This window comes from Dubosiella newyorkensis, from assembly GCF_001945605.1.
GTDB lineage: Bacteria > Bacillota_I > Bacilli_A > Erysipelotrichales > Erysipelotrichaceae > Dubosiella > Dubosiella newyorkensis.
The window spans coordinates 1-14,363 of sequence record NZ_MPKA01000052.1 but is presented as its reverse complement, the minus strand read 5'-3'; the positions used below and the strand labels follow the sequence as shown (position 1 = coordinate 14,363).

Here is a 14,363-nt window from a genome sequence, read left to right as displayed (position 1 = left end):
AAGAAAAAAAAGAGACCTTCGACTGGAAGGTCTTGATCGTGACTACTTTTTGAAGATTGCTTTTAAAACAGCGAAGCCACCAATGACCATTAGAGCTTTTTTGCCTAGGTCGCAGAGTGTGTTGACTGGATCGTTTTCAAAGTTTTCTTTTAGTTCGTCGGCTTTTTCTTTGGCGATTCCTTTGATTCCGCCTTGTTCTTCGTATTCGTCTTCGATGTTTTCGGCATAGTGATGAACTTCTTTTTCCATATCATCGAGATCTTGTTTCGCTTGAGCAAGCTTTTCATCACTCAAAGTTCTCAAAGATTCGAATTGAACGGCTGGATTGACTTTATCGTCCACTTTTTGTTGTGGCGCGTCGTTCGTGCTAGGTTGTTCATTGTCGAGAGTAAGGTCCACTTTTTTAGCGCTTTCCTTATCATCTTCACTATTTGGCGAAATCGAAGGGGCTGATTTTACATTTGTCTCTGGAGCCGTTCCAAACGATTCGTCCATTTTTTCACTTGCTTCATGTTTGTTTTTTGACATTGTTTATACCTCCTTTATTTGAATTGGCACTACTTATTGTACGTTTATTTTAGCACTTCAAAAAAAAGAAGCCTTGTCGTTTGACCGTTAGAAAGAAAGGATTGATTTTTTTTCAATACACTTCATAATGAGATTATGATCAAGAATATAGTATTAGATATCGGGAATGTACTTTGTACATTTGATCCTGAAGGGATGCTTCAACAACTTTTTAGCGACAACCACGTCCAGGAGCAATTGAATGGGATCTATTTTGCTTCGTTGTGGGATCAGTATGACAAAAATACTTTGACGAAAGGAAAGATGATCGAGATCGGTGAGCTTCAAGCGCCAGAATTAAAAAAAGAGATCAAAGTATTGATGGATGACTGGACGCAATATGTGGAGTTGATTCAAGAAAATGTAGAGTATATGCGTCATCTCCACGATTTAGGTTATGGGGTATATATTCTTTCTAACATTCCGCAAGATTGTTTTTTGCATTTAAAAGAAAATGGATTGTTCAAGCATGTGGATGGAGGCGTGTATTCATACCAAGAAAAGAAGATCAAGCCAGACTTTGAAATGTATAAAACACTTTTGGATCGCTACGAGCTAGACGCGATGGAATGTTTATTTATCGATGATTTAGAAAAGAATATCGAAGCCGCCAATACGTTAGGCTTCCATACGATCCATTTAAAAGAGCCAAGCCAGCTCAAGAAAAAAGTAAGTCATTTTTTAGAAGATGAATAATAAAATGCCTGTTCATACTTACGTGGACAGGCGTTTTTTATAAGTATAATTTTCCTAGAGTACCTTACTAAACGAAGCCATTTTACCATAGTTAATTTGAAAAAATAAAGCATCTTTTAAACAAAATGTACTAAATTGTGTAAGATTTATAGAATAATTATAAGAATATACAGTACTTTTTGAGAAAAAAGTACAAATCAGGATTCCATTTGAATGTTTAAGCCGTCAAAATTCTGGTCAGATCATTAGGCTGAAAAAGCCTATAGATACAAGATTTTTTATAGTTTTCTCTTTCTTTTATTTTATTATATAAGCCGTCAGTTTAAGCCGTCAAGTTTACAATCGACCATTATATAACATTTATATTCAAAAATTCATAGAGTAAGGTACTTTATGAATTTTTTTGTACCTTCAAGATTTCAATTTAGAAAGGGCAAGAAATGAAAGCGGTTGATTTGAGTGGTAAACGTTTTGGAAAGCTGACTGTGCTCAAAAAGACCGAGCAAAAAAGAAAGGGCAGCTTTTTGTGGCTTTGTCGTTGCGATTGTGGAAATGAAATTCTTTTGGAGCGCTACAAGATCGAGCGTGAGCTTGTTCATAGTTGCGGTTGTTCGAGAACTTCTTCGATCGATTTGACGGGAAAGAAGATCGGAAAGCTTACGGTCATTCGTAAATTGAATGAAAAAAAGGGTTCGAATTATTTGTGGCTATGCCGATGTGATTGTGGAAATGAAATCAAAGTTCCTACTTCGCATTTGACAAGGAACAATCCAACGTCGAGTTGCGGTTGTTCGAAAGGGAAGAAGTCTGAAGATATTTCGAATCAAAAGTTTGGTCGTTTGCTGGCGATTTGTCCGACAGAAAAACGACTGGCGGGAAGTGTTGTTTGGGAGTGTGTTTGTGATTGCGGCAATCGTATTGAGGTTTCGTTGAATCAGCTAAAGTCTGGGAATGTGAAAAGTTGTGGTTGTTTGGTTCATGAACACGATCCAAAAGAAACACTTCACTATGTCGAGCAAACGTGTGTGGAGTCACTTCGTTCCAAAGAAGTTCGTAAAGACAACACGAGTGGCTGTACGGGCGTAAGAAAGCAGAAGGGTAAATGGATCGCTCAAATTTCTTTTCAGAAGGTCCGGTATTTTTTGGGGGCGTTTGAAAAGAAGGAGGATGCGATCTTTGTGCGGAAGCAGGCTGAACATTTACTGCATGATTCGTTTGTGGATGCGTATGACAAATGGTCGCGCAAAGATCTGGAATATAAAGAAAAGCATCCGTTCAAGATCGTGGTTTCGGGTTCGAATATTGATGATTTTGAAGTGAAGTTCTCAAATGAAGAAAGTGACGGTCTATTTATATATAGGGGAATGAATGAGAAAGAAAGCAAGCAAAGAAAACAAGATCGATGTCTCGTACTCGCTGGATGAGCTCGTTCAAGAACGAAATCGAGTTCGGCACAAAAGTCAGTATGTGAGGACATTGAAAAGTACGGTGGGGACTTTATTGGTGGTGGCTGCGATCGCGGTTTTAGTGGCTACGTTATGGCTCCCTGTTTTACAGATTTATGGAAATAGTATGTCACCTACGCTCAAGGCGGGCGATGTCGTTCTTTCTGTAAAAGGAAACAATTATAAGACGGGGGATATCATCGCCTTTTACTACAACAACAAGATTCTTGTCAAGCGAGTGATCGCGGGTCCTGGCGACTGGGTGTTCATCGATGATGATGGAGTTGTGTATGTGAATGGGGAAGAGATCGAAGAGCCCTATGTGAGTGAAAGGTCGATCGGACAGACGGATATTGAATATCCGTATCAAGTGCCTGAAGATCGGTGGTTCGTGATGGGAGATCATCGAAGCGTTTCGATGGATTCTCGTGTAAAGGCAATCGGTCCTGTGGCAGAAGAAATGATCGTAGGAAAGCTTGTAGGTCGAGTCTGGCCTTTGAATAAGCTGAGCGGAATTTAGAAAGGCGAAGGAATTATGGATAGAAAGAGAAAAAAACGTTCTTGGAGACGGGTGACGAACGCGCTAAGTTGTTTGATCGTCTTTTGTACAACGTATGCGCTGATCCTTCCGGCATTGACTTTGGAAACGGAAGCCCAGCAATTCTATTGCGATAAGGAAGAGCATACGCACACAGAAGATTGTTATCATTCTAAAGATCCGCTTTGCGGAAAAGTAGAAGGAGAATCGATCGAAGGTCATGTTCACGACGATTCGTGTTATGAAATCAAACAAACGCTCATTTGTCCTTTGGAAGAAAGTGAAGAGCATGTTCATGACGAGTCGTGTTTCCAGCAAGAACAAGTATTGATTTGCGATAAAGAAGAGAGCGAAAGCGTAGAAGGACATGAACATTCTCCAAAATGTTATTTGAGTGTCGATCCTGTTTGCGGAAAAGAAGAACACACCCATTCGAAAGAATGTACTTCCAATAAAGAATTGAAAGAAAAGAAGGAAGATTGGGAAAACTCGATTCCGGAAACGTTGAGCGACAAGCTGGATGAAAAGATCGTCCAGATTGCGAAGAGTCAAAAAGACTATAAGGAAGTAAAAGAAAACTTCGAACTCGATTCTGATGGGAAAGAACACTATTACACGCGGTATGGAGAATGGTATGGAAAGCCATACGAAGACTGGAATATCATGTTCGCTTCATTCGTCCTTCATTATGCGGGAATCAAGAATGAACAAATTCCATATGGACACGACTGGAACGAATGGATCGAAGATCTTTCGAAGAAAGAGTTGTTTGAACCAGAAGGATATGAACCACAAAATGGAGATTTGATCTTCTTCAAAGATCAAAAGGATGAAAATGTTCCTGACAAAGAAATTAAGAGTTATGTTGGTTTTCTTGTGAATCAAGACAAGAATAAAGCCATCGTGGGCGATTTGAATGATCAAGTAAAGGAAATCGTTCTTCAAGAAAAAGAGTATGAAACGATGGCCTATGTGCATCCAGAACAAGAAGTTCAAGAAGTAGAGGATGAAAAACAACCGACAGAACAAGATCCAGTAGTAGAAGATGGAAAAGAAGAACCAGCAGAAGAAGAAAAAGAAGACAAAAACGAAGAAACAAAAGAAGAGATCGAATATCGCCTTCCAGAAGAGTTCAAAGTAGAAACAGAAGACTTCACGCTCACTCTAAAGCCTAGATCGATTCCTGGCGAGCAAGAAGAAGAACAAAAAGAAGAAAATAAACAACTAGAAGAAGAAAACAAAGAACAAGAAGAAACAGAAAAAACGACAGACAACGAACTCCAAATCAAAAAGTTCAGCTTAGAACCAGAAGAAAACATCCAAGACAAGATCGATGAAGAAATCAATCGTTCCGAAGATGAATTGGAACAGATCCAAGAAGAAGCGAAACAAGAACAAGAGGAAGAGGAAAATAAACCAATTCCTACACTTCAAATCGAGAAGATCGATGAAACAACACAAAATGAAGAAGATCAACTCGAAATCCAAAAGCTAAAAGAACAAAGCGAAAAGGATACGGATCCTGAACAGTTGCTTGATTTGTCATTCTACAAGCTTAGATTCTTTGTGGAAGACCAAGAGATCAATTTGGAGGATCAGAAGTTTGATGCGGAGCTAACACCTACTCAAGCTTTTGTGGAGAAGTATGATACTACGAAGGATCTGGAGGATGTCAAGCCAGAGGCGGAAGTAGGAGCTAGCGTTTCTATAATGAACATCAACAAAACGGTAGAAACAGATTTGATTGATGCGGAAACGGCTAATGATAGTATTTTAATTAACAAAAATTATACTAATACCCCTATAGTTTTTAGTCAAAATGCATCGGATCCTATGGTTCTTAATATTCAAATAACGCCTAACCCTGAGTTTGAAGTAGAAATTTATGGATATCTCCATAAAAACCAAGAAGCTACTTATGAAGATTTGAATCAAGGTAAAACAGCAAGACAAAATGCAACTTTCCAAGTTATAGATATGACAAAAATTCCTGAGAAATTTGCCCCTGGATTTGTTAAATATAAAGATTATAAAAATGTTCAGGGAAAATTTAATAAAAAATTAGGTAAGGAACCAGAAGAAATTTATTCGTCGACTAAGTATAAATTTCATCAAGCTCCTAGCTTAGATTATTTTAATAAATTGGATGGTGTAGAATCGTATTGTTTAAAAGAAATATGGATAAAACCAAATGAACAATCGAATTGGTCTAAATTTAATTACAATTCAAATGATTTAGCTAAAAATATTCGGTTTACAAATTCAGATCAACACAAAGATTTATATGATCCTCTACAACCTAATGATTTTGAAGGGAAATATTATCTGATAACAGAAGGAACAGAAATTCGGTTGGTATTTAATGAAACCGAATCCAAAGCTACAGAAAAGACGTCTTTTTGGGATTATGATTTTTATGATACTAATCTGAATATTTATACCCATAATAATGGTAGGGTGGGGATTAATAATGAAAAAAATTATTCATCAACAAATGCTCCAACTTTAGTTTTAGGAAATAAATATATTTCTGAAAAATTTTATAGCAATGATCCACAAGTAAATGTAAACAAGAACGATAAGAGTATTAATCAGTCGGCAGGAAATTTAGAATTCATTACCACTCAAACTGTAAAAGATAATAATAACAATACAAAAACAATAGATGTGCACAGAGCTGTTCGATCTCACCCAATATTTGGATTAGTAAATAGCGCTTTAGATTCTGACGGACATCTTCAATATGCAGTAAATGCACCTAAATTGTTTGATGAAGGAACAGCAATAGGGAAATCCGTTAGATTAGACGGTTCTTTAAAATTCGATAGGACCGGAGACACCTATTCACTTTATGGTGTTTCAGGACCAAATAACTACAATAAAGACACGTTAAATCAATTTTTAACAAAGGATGCTTACACCCCTGCAGGACAACAAAAAAACAGATTTCATTATAATGGATTTTGGCCTTTAGATAATTTAGATACGACCAAAAATTATGGATCCCCAAACAATCAACCTCAATTAAAGTATAACGGTAATACTTATGGTTTTAATGGAACCTATAAAAGTGATGATGATCAAGATCATAACACTTTATTTGGTATGAAATACCAAGTTGATTTTATCTTAGATGAAAACTATACAGGACCTTTACGTTATTTCTTCTATGGAGATGACGATATGTGGGTATTCTTAGATGATCAGTTGATTTGTGACATTGGAGGTGTCCATCAATCAATTGGCGCTGAAGTAGATATACGACAAGCATTAGGAGACAATTTATCATCTGGTAAGCATACTTTAACAGTTTATTATTTAGAACGTGGTCAAGCGGGGTCTTCTTGTTATATGGAATATACATTGCCAAATGTAGTTTCTAAAACTCCTGAAAATGCAACTGGAGAACTTCGTTTAGAAAAGCAGTCAAACGATCCTGATCCAGATAAAGATTATGAATTCGAAATAGTGTTGAGTGATCAGAATGGCAATGAATTAGCAAATGAATATGCTTTGACTGTTTATACTAAATCTTCAAACGGAAATGACATAATTGATGAGAAACGTTCAAATGTTACATTCCATAGTAGAGGAAAAATTTTATTGAAGAACAATCAGTATGCTATCATCAAATATTTGCCGATTAATTCTCATTATAAAATCACTGAAAATATAAATTCAAACGAGAAAGACTTAACTTTTGTTTCATCTTGTTTGAGTACAGGTAGTGCTTGTGACATAAAAGAACCAGAAAAAAAACCGGAAAATGGTACATACACAATTATTGGTACTATAAAAAGCGGTTCGAGTTTAAGTCATTATGTAAAGGTGTTTAATAACAAGTATTTTGCGCTCCCAGAAACGGGAGGTATTGGCATTGAGCCACCAATCATGGCCAGTGGAATTAGCGTGATCGCTACTTCTGGCTATGTGGTAATACTTCGAAAGAAGGGATGGTGGAGCAAGAAGAAAAAATAAGGGAATAGAATAGAGAGTTCATTTATTTAACTTTATGAAAGGGATTATAACAAGAAAGTTATAAACTCATGTTTTTTGAGAAATTAAAGAAAGGAATAAATTCATGAAAATGATTAAAAAATTGTTTGGAAGTGTTGTTGCATTAGCGATGGCTTTTGCATTAACGACTTCTGTTTCGGCAGCGAAGGTTACAGTCGAAACTGAAACAGGAAAAACTAATTTGTCTGGGCGTACATTTACTGCTTATCAAATTTTTAAAGGAACAAAATCAGGAGATACTCCTGATGAAGTTTTAGCTGATGTAACTTGGGGTGACGCAATTACAAGTGCACAGGCAGAAACAACATTGATTAATAGTCTTAAAAATAACTTCACAGATGTTGATGCTGTTAAAAAACTTAAAACTACATCAGAAGCAAAAGAAGTTGCTAAAGCACTTGATGGTTTTACCGATGACCAAGGAATTAAGTTAGCAAAGGTTATCTATGATGTATTAGCAGATAATGATGCTGAAGATAAAAAGATTCCTGATAACGTTGATAAAACAGTGTTGAAACCCGAAAATGGTGAATATTCTGCACTTGTTCAAGATGGATATTACTTGATCGTTGATGAGACTACTACGGGTTCTGTAAACCCAGCAGTTCTTCAAGTAGTAGGTGATATTACGATTAAACCTAAAACAGAAGATGTTGATGTAACCAAAGAAGTCGAGGATAAAGAAAATGGAAAGAGTCAAGGTTTTGGTAATTCAGCTGACTATAGTATTGGAGATAGCATTACATTTAGACTATCTGCTCAAGTTCCAGATATGACTCATTATGATACATATAAGTTTAATTTTATAGATACTTTATCTAACGGATTATCATTTAATGATGATATAAAAGTATATAGCGTGTCTGCAAAAGAAGTTAACGGTGTTTTAACATACGATGAGGAAGGGTTGGTAAAAACCAATTTGATTGGTAGTAACCATTATACTTTAACTGATGAAACATTGGATAATGGCGGAGGAAGCTTTTCAGTAAATTTACCAGATTTAAAAACTACTCCATATGGTTCCTCTAAACGATATATTACAGCAGGTGATTTTATTGTTATTGAATATACAGCGACTTTAAATAGTAGTGCTGCTTTCCAAGAAAACAATAAAGTAAAGCTAGAATATTCTAATAATCCAAATACTGGTGGAGATGGGGAAACAACAGAAAAAACGGTTTATGTATATAACTTTACATTAAATGGGACTAAAGTGGATGGAGCTTTAACAACCGAAAAATTAGAAGGTGCTGAATTTATCATTACTAGAAACAATAATGAATATGCCTTAGTAACTAATGGCAAGATTACTATGTGGACAAAATGGGATGGAAAAAAAGAGAGTCTTCCAAAGGAAGGAAATATTAAGTCTGCGAAAGATGGAACATTTAGCATTATTGGTTTAGATGCTGGTGATTATAAGTTATATGAGGTTGTTGCACCAACTGGATACAATACTCCAGCAAATCCATTTGAAATAAAAATCACTGCAGATCATGATGGAAGTAGTGTTACTGATTTAACTATGACTGTCGATGGTACAAGTGGAACCGGGGATACAAATACAGGTGTTGTTACCGGAAACATCTTAAACACCAAAGGAACTACCCTCCCTGAAACTGGTGGCATGGGAACCACAATGCTCTACGTGATCGGTGGAGTGCTCCTAGTAGGTTCTGCGATCTTGTTGATCACGAAAAAAAGAATGAGCAACGAAGGATAAGATCTTAAAAAGATTTTGTTTAAAGTTGATTAGCCATTGTTAGAGAGAAGAGCTTTTACTGCTCTTTCTCTTGCCGCAATGGTAAGGAGAGTCCTACATGAAAAAATACATACAAAAGAATTTTACGACAATTCTGCTGATTGTGGCTTTCACGGTAGGCCTGTCCTTGCTGTTGTATCCTACAATCGCCAATTGGTGGAATGAAATGTATGCGGCCCGTGCTGTCGCGACATACGACGAAGCGGTCGCTAAGCTTCAAGAAGAAGATCTTGAACTGATGTATGCCGACGCCGTCAAATACAACCAACTGCTTCTGGAAGAAAAGAATCGCTACTTTCCTTCCGAAGAAATGCATGAACTTTATGAAAAAACATTGAACGTGAACGACGATGGATTGATGGGATCGGTCAACATCCCAAAAGCGAATATCAATTTGCCTATTTTTCATGGAACAGATGAAGACCTGCTCCAAAAAAATGTGGGCCACATTGAAGGAAGCTCGCTTCCTGTTGGAGGAGAAAGCACCCATGCCGTCATATCTGGACATCGAGGACTACCAAGTGCCCGCCTGTTTACCGACATTACCAAGCTCGTCGAAGGCGACACATTTACGGTTCGCGTATTAGGAAAAACATTGACCTATGAAGTCGATCAGATCCGCACTGTGCTTCCGGAAGAAACATCCGACCTTGAAATCGTTCCAGGCCAAGATTTAATGACACTCGTGACCTGTACACCCTATGGAATCAATTCCCATCGTTTGCTTGTGCGAGGTCATCGGGTTCCAAACGCCCTCGAAGGGGATGGAAGCCAAGACGCCTCCTTGTTCGACCGAAATCTTGTAGCCATCGTTATCGCAGGAACGATCCTCTTCTTCCTCGTTGGATGGATCTTCTTGAAAGATCGTTTTAAGAAATAGAAAAGTGGAAAGGAAAAAGATTATGAAAAAGAAAAAGCTATGGATCCTAGCCGTTGCTTCCATCCTCATAGCCGGCTTTAGTTTTCATCAAAAAACACTCGCCATCGACACCGGCGTGCCATGCTCAGTAGAATTTGTCCATGCCGGCGATGAAGACATCAAAAACTCATCTTTACAGATCGACCTATACAAGATAGGAAGTATCGTGCCCGATCCAAACTATGACACCTACTCCTTCTCGATCAACGAAGAATTTTCACCACTCGCCTCCGAGTTTGAAAACTTAGAAACACTTGACGAAACCAAATACACTCGTATCGCCTCCGACGCGCTCGACCTCATTCTCGAACAATCGATCCAACCAATCACCCAAACACGACTGAACGAGAAAGAAACGATCGAATCCGGACTCTATCTAGCCGTACCAAGAGGAAGCGATCTAGAAACGTATTCCAAAAAGAACATGCGCGGAGAAACGATCACCATCTCCCAATCCGGGAAGTATGAATATTTATACACACCCATCCTCTTTTCCTTGCCAACCAAAGAAAAAGTGGATGACGTAATCTCGACCGCCAACCCAACCGACTGGAAATACGATACGACCATCACGCTCAAAGTCGAACAAGAACTTCGAAACGGATCACTCCGCATCCACAAAACACTCGAACGACACGACGGCAACGGACCCGCCACCTTCGTCTATAAAATCGACGCCTACACCGATGAAACCAAAAGTGAACTCGTCTACTCAAACGTAGAAACGATCGTAATGAACGCTTCCGGAAACGACACGATCGAAATCCTTGATTGCATTCCTGTCGGATCGTACGTAGAAGTCACAGAAATCTATTCGGGCGCCTCGTACATTCCAACCGAAGAAAAACTCCAAACGGGAACGATCGCCCAAATCGGAGATGAAATCAGTGCCGTCTCGTTTAAAAACGACTCGAACAATACCGACCATCACGGAAGCTCGATCAAAAACCAGTACACCAACAACGGCAACGACTTAGAACAAGACCGAGGAGGACAATGATGAAAAGAACGTGGAATTTGATACTATCCTGCCTCGCATTATGCGGCATCCTTTTCTTTACGCTCCCACAAGCCTACGCCTACTTTACAACCTACGTAGCAGGAAGAGGCGTCAAAGAAATCAACTTAAGCCATGAAACCAAAATTGAAGAAGAGATTCCAGGACCACTCCAAAAAAGCGTGACAGTCACTCTAGAAGAAGGCTCCCAACCCGTCTATGTCCGTGTACTAGCGATCGCGCCAACAAACACGACATTGACCTACACACCATCCCAAGGCTGGAGCCAAGGAAATGATGGATATTACTATTACAACACCTATTTAACAGAACAAAACACATCCACAAACCCTTTGTTGATCAAGATCGAACCCGATCAAGAAAACACGCCAACCGAATTCAACGTCGTCGTGCTTTCAGAATCGGTACCCGTAGAATTTGACGAAGACGGCAACGCCCTTTCGCCAAACTGGGGCAAAGCGATACAAATCGAAAGAGGAGGAAGATCATGAAACACATCAAAGATTTTCTATCCAAACCCGCAACGACGATCACACTACTTGTATTGGCAGCCGTCTTGCTCATCCAATCCGGCATCGGAACAACAAAAGCCGCGCTCACATACTTTTCGCCAACCTACAACTCAAGACTCCAACTCACTCAAATTGGTGTAAGTTTGTTAGAAAACGATAAAGTCATTTCGAGCCGCGACTATCAATCCGAAGGAAACTGGAACGAAAACAACAACGCCAACGATATTCAAAACACCGGCCTACTTTTCAGTGATGTGGAAGAAAATATCAAACTTGGAAAACGCTATCCAACCGTGCTCGAAGTTCAAAATTCAGGACAGATCCCAGAATTCGTTCGCGTCACGATCACAAAATATTGGCTCGATGAAAACGACCAAAAAGTCACGACTCTCGATCCAGACTTGATCGAACTCAACTATGTCAATAAAGACGATTGGTTCCAAATCGACGAAGACACAGCCGAACGAGCCGTCTATTACTACAAAAACTTGCTTGAAGTCGGAAAGAAAACAACACCACTCATCGACTCGATCAAGATCGACGGCAAGCTGCAAGAACACAAAAAAGTCGTTGAAACCATCGAAGACGGAAAAAAAGTCACAACATCCTACTATACTTACGATAAATTAAAGTTTTGTGTCGAAGCCAAAGTCGATGCGATCCAAGAACACAACGCAGCCGAAGCGATCCATTCTTCATGGGGAAAACAAATCGCAGTCAATGGAACGACCTTGTCGCGCAATTAGAAAGGAAGGAAAACGATGCATAAAACACTCATAAAATATTCTTTAGCTTCCTTGCTTGGATTGAGCGCTCTTTTCCAACCTGCCTTTGCCCAAACGATTCCTGGAGGAAACGATTGGAAAGTGACATTCACAAAAAACGAAAAGATGGAAAGCAATTTTACGACCGGTTCGATCGACGATACGATCTATCAAATGCAGCCAGGCGACGAAGCTATCCTCCAAATCAAGCTGGACAATCAAAACAACAAATCCACCGAATGGTATATGTCTCATAAAATCTTAAGCTCATTAGAAGACTCGGTCAACGTCGCTCAAGGAGGCGCCTATACCTACAAGCTCACGTATACAGGCGTGAATGGACGAGTCCAAACTCTCTTTGATTCTGAATCTGTCGGTGGTGAAGATCGTACGCAAAACAACGAAGGCTTACATGGCGTCGATCAATCGATGGAACAATGGTTTTATCTAGACACGCTGCAAAAAAGCCAAGAAGGAAAGATCGAATTGCGCGTATCTCTAGACGGAGAAACCCAAGGCAACGATTATCAATCCACGCTAGCCGATCTGCAAATGCAGTTCGCAGTCGAAGAAGGAAGCAATCGACCAAACACATCCACAGGAGAAAGCACTCGACCAGTCAATACATCCACCAAAACCAACCAAACACCATGGACTCTATTGAGCTTTTTGAGCGGGATCGTACTGCTTCTTCTTGCCTTGATCGGGATCAAAGCGCGAAAGGAGAATCGATAATATGAAGAAAAAATTACTCTTTTCTTTGCTGAGCGTTTTCTTCTTTTGTTTTTCTTTCTTACCGATTCGCGCGGAAGAGAGTTCGTATCCGTATACGATCCGGATCTATTCGGGAAAACAAGGAACGATCGACGGACAAGAAATGGTCGAAACGATCGTGCAGCCAGGCGCTTCAATAAGTGACTTGTTTTCTTTAGAGCGCGTGCAACTCGACAATGACAAGTACTATGTCAAAGGCTTCAAAGAAAGCGGAAAAGACAATAACACGATGGCGCAGCCACTTCCTGCCATCGCCAAAGAAGATGCTGACTTTGTGATCGTGTATGGAATCAAGGGCGAAGGCACCCAGTATACGATCCAATACGTCGATCAGGCAGGCAATGCGTTAGCGCAACCACAAACGTTTTATGGCAACGTAGGCGATCGTCCTGTCGTGGCCTATCGATACTTTGAAGGGTATTTGCCTCAAGCCTACAATCTTGTTCGCACGTTAAGCGCCAACGCGGCCGAAAACCAATTCACGTTCGTGTATGCGCCAATCGAACAGCCGCAAACGACAACTCCAGCGACACCGGCTCAACCAACCACGCCTACCACACCTACGCAACCAACAACACCGGCAGCGCCAACAACGCCAGACAATCAAACACCAACAGAGGAAGGAACGACGCCGGCAGAAGATCAAACGACTACGCCAGGACAAGATCAAACACCAACAGAGGAAGGAACGACGCCAACGACCCCTCAACAACCGCAAGATCTTATTGATCTAGACGAAGAAGATGTGCCATTGGCCGGACCGAATTCAAAGCCAGCGACGAACAACCAAACAAAATCATCATCCATCAATCCTTGGATGATCGGTTTGATCGTATTGGCCTTGATCGCGCTTGCGGGAGGAGGCTACTATTTCTATCGTAAAAAGAAAGCGGAAGACGAAGTGTTGAAACGCCTTCACAAAGAGGATCAAGAATAAGAATAAAAGTGAAAATGGATGATCCAATCCGTTTTCGCTTTTTTTGTAAGCGGGAAATAAAACAGCGTATAGAAAACGCTCATCGAATCAGAGACAATATCTCTGCCTGCGATGAGCGTCTTTGTTTTTATTGGCATATGCTGATCAAATTTGGATTCCAAGGCATACATTCCTCCAGTATTTCGCTGGTCAGCTTTCCAGCATGTCTTGAAAGTTCTTTTAAAAGGTGAAGGATGTATTTGTAAGGGATCAGCCCATTGGCTTTGGCGCTTTCTACGATCGAATAGAGCACTCCGCAAGCCTTGGCTCCTCTAGGACTTCCCGAAAACAGCCAATTGTTTCTTCCTACCGCAAAATTTCGGATCGTCCTTTCGGCAAGCGAATTGGTCATCGGCAGACTTCCGTTGTCCA

Annotated in this window: 13 protein-coding genes; 11 read left to right on the top strand and 2 right to left on the bottom strand. The window is 39.8% G+C overall.

Annotation, left to right across the window (positions count from 1 at the left end):
* Positions 1-42: 42 nt before the first annotated feature.
* Positions 43-528 (bottom strand): hypothetical protein, encoded by a 486-nt coding sequence (locus BO225_RS03220; RefSeq protein WP_076340842.1) that lies wholly within the window; start codon positions 526-528, stop codon positions 43-45.
* Positions 529-663: 135 nt separating this feature from the next.
* On the opposite strand from BO225_RS03220, the gene BO225_RS03215 reads away from it, so the two are divergent.
* From BO225_RS03215 to BO225_RS03165, 11 genes are all read left to right on the top strand, one after another.
* On the top strand, positions 664-1,263 hold the full coding sequence (locus BO225_RS03215) for an HAD family hydrolase (RefSeq protein ID WP_076340841.1): 600 nt from the start codon (positions 664-666) through the stop codon (positions 1,261-1,263).
* Positions 1,264-1,703: 440 nt separating this feature from the next.
* Positions 1,704-2,687, top strand: coding sequence for an AP2/ERF family transcription factor (locus tag BO225_RS03210; protein ID WP_076340840.1), 984 nt, complete (start codon positions 1,704-1,706; stop codon positions 2,685-2,687).
* Positions 2,632-3,228, top strand: coding sequence for a signal peptidase I (gene lepB / locus BO225_RS03205; RefSeq protein WP_076340839.1), 597 nt, complete (start codon positions 2,632-2,634; stop codon positions 3,226-3,228). Before BO225_RS03210 ends, lepB begins: the two co-directional genes overlap by 56 nt.
* A gap of 15 nt (positions 3,229-3,243) precedes the next feature.
* The gene (locus BO225_RS03200; protein ID WP_076340838.1) at positions 3,244-7,224 is read left to right on the top strand and encodes a fibro-slime domain-containing protein; all 3,981 of its coding nucleotides are present in this window, start codon (positions 3,244-3,246) and stop codon (positions 7,222-7,224) included.
* 103 nt (positions 7,225-7,327) lie between these two features.
* Entirely contained in the window at positions 7,328-8,989 is a 1,662-nt protein-coding gene (locus BO225_RS03195; RefSeq protein ID WP_076340837.1) for an isopeptide-forming domain-containing fimbrial protein, read from the top strand.
* A gap of 97 nt (positions 8,990-9,086) precedes the next feature.
* Positions 9,087-9,908, top strand: coding sequence for a class C sortase (locus BO225_RS03190; protein ID WP_143356753.1), 822 nt, complete (start codon positions 9,087-9,089; stop codon positions 9,906-9,908).
* A gap of 22 nt (positions 9,909-9,930) precedes the next feature.
* Complete coding sequence (locus BO225_RS03185) at positions 9,931-10,947, top strand: hypothetical protein (RefSeq protein WP_076340836.1); 1,017 nt, start codon at positions 9,931-9,933, stop codon at positions 10,945-10,947.
* Positions 10,947-11,456 (top strand): hypothetical protein, encoded by a 510-nt coding sequence (locus tag BO225_RS03180; protein WP_076340835.1) that lies wholly within the window; start codon positions 10,947-10,949, stop codon positions 11,454-11,456. The genes BO225_RS03185 and BO225_RS03180 overlap by 1 nt, the downstream gene beginning before the upstream one ends.
* Positions 11,453-12,223 carry a hypothetical protein gene (locus BO225_RS03175; RefSeq protein ID WP_076340834.1) on the top strand — a complete coding sequence of 257 codons (771 nt, stop codon included), beginning with the start codon at positions 11,453-11,455 and terminating at the stop codon, positions 12,221-12,223. The genes BO225_RS03180 and BO225_RS03175 overlap by 4 nt, the downstream gene beginning before the upstream one ends.
* Before the next feature lie 15 nt (positions 12,224-12,238).
* Complete coding sequence (locus tag BO225_RS03170; protein ID WP_076340833.1) at positions 12,239-12,976, top strand: hypothetical protein; 738 nt, start codon at positions 12,239-12,241, stop codon at positions 12,974-12,976.
* Position 12,977: 1 nt separating this feature from the next.
* Positions 12,978-13,952, top strand: a complete 975-nt coding sequence (locus BO225_RS03165; protein ID WP_076340832.1) for a MucBP domain-containing protein — start codon at positions 12,978-12,980, stop codon at positions 13,950-13,952.
* A 127-nt stretch (positions 13,953-14,079) separates the two neighbouring features.
* Here the strand turns inward: BO225_RS03165 and BO225_RS12980 are convergent.
* Positions 14,080-14,363 (bottom strand): transposase domain-containing protein (locus BO225_RS12980; protein ID WP_143356714.1); only part of this gene is annotated, 284 nt, incomplete at its 5' end.

Excerpts from the sequence above, each read along its gene's own strand:
- BO225_RS03220 (WP_076340842.1), bottom strand. The coding sequence starts at position 528 with ATGTCAAAAAACAAACATGAAGCAAGTGAAAAAATGGACGAATCGTTT.
- BO225_RS03165 (WP_076340832.1), top strand. The coding sequence starts at position 12,978 with ATGAAGAAAAAATTACTCTTTTCTTTGCTGAGCGTTTTCTTCTTTTGT.
- BO225_RS03175 (WP_076340834.1), top strand. The coding sequence starts at position 11,453 with ATGAAACACATCAAAGATTTTCTATCCAAACCCGCAACGACGATCACA.
- BO225_RS03215 (WP_076340841.1), top strand. The coding sequence starts at position 664 with ATGATCAAGAATATAGTATTAGATATCGGGAATGTACTTTGTACATTT.
- BO225_RS03185 (WP_076340836.1), top strand. The coding sequence starts at position 9,931 with ATGAAAAAGAAAAAGCTATGGATCCTAGCCGTTGCTTCCATCCTCATA.
- BO225_RS03195 (WP_076340837.1), top strand. The coding sequence starts at position 7,328 with ATGAAAATGATTAAAAAATTGTTTGGAAGTGTTGTTGCATTAGCGATG.
- BO225_RS03170 (WP_076340833.1), top strand. The coding sequence starts at position 12,239 with ATGCATAAAACACTCATAAAATATTCTTTAGCTTCCTTGCTTGGATTG.
- BO225_RS03190 (WP_143356753.1), top strand. The coding sequence starts at position 9,087 with ATGAAAAAATACATACAAAAGAATTTTACGACAATTCTGCTGATTGTG.
- lepB (WP_076340839.1), top strand. The coding sequence starts at position 2,632 with ATGAGAAAGAAAGCAAGCAAAGAAAACAAGATCGATGTCTCGTACTCG.
- BO225_RS03180 (WP_076340835.1), top strand. The coding sequence starts at position 10,947 with ATGAAAAGAACGTGGAATTTGATACTATCCTGCCTCGCATTATGCGGC.
- BO225_RS03210 (WP_076340840.1), top strand. The coding sequence starts at position 1,704 with ATGAAAGCGGTTGATTTGAGTGGTAAACGTTTTGGAAAGCTGACTGTG.
- BO225_RS03200 (WP_076340838.1), top strand. The coding sequence starts at position 3,244 with ATGGATAGAAAGAGAAAAAAACGTTCTTGGAGACGGGTGACGAACGCG.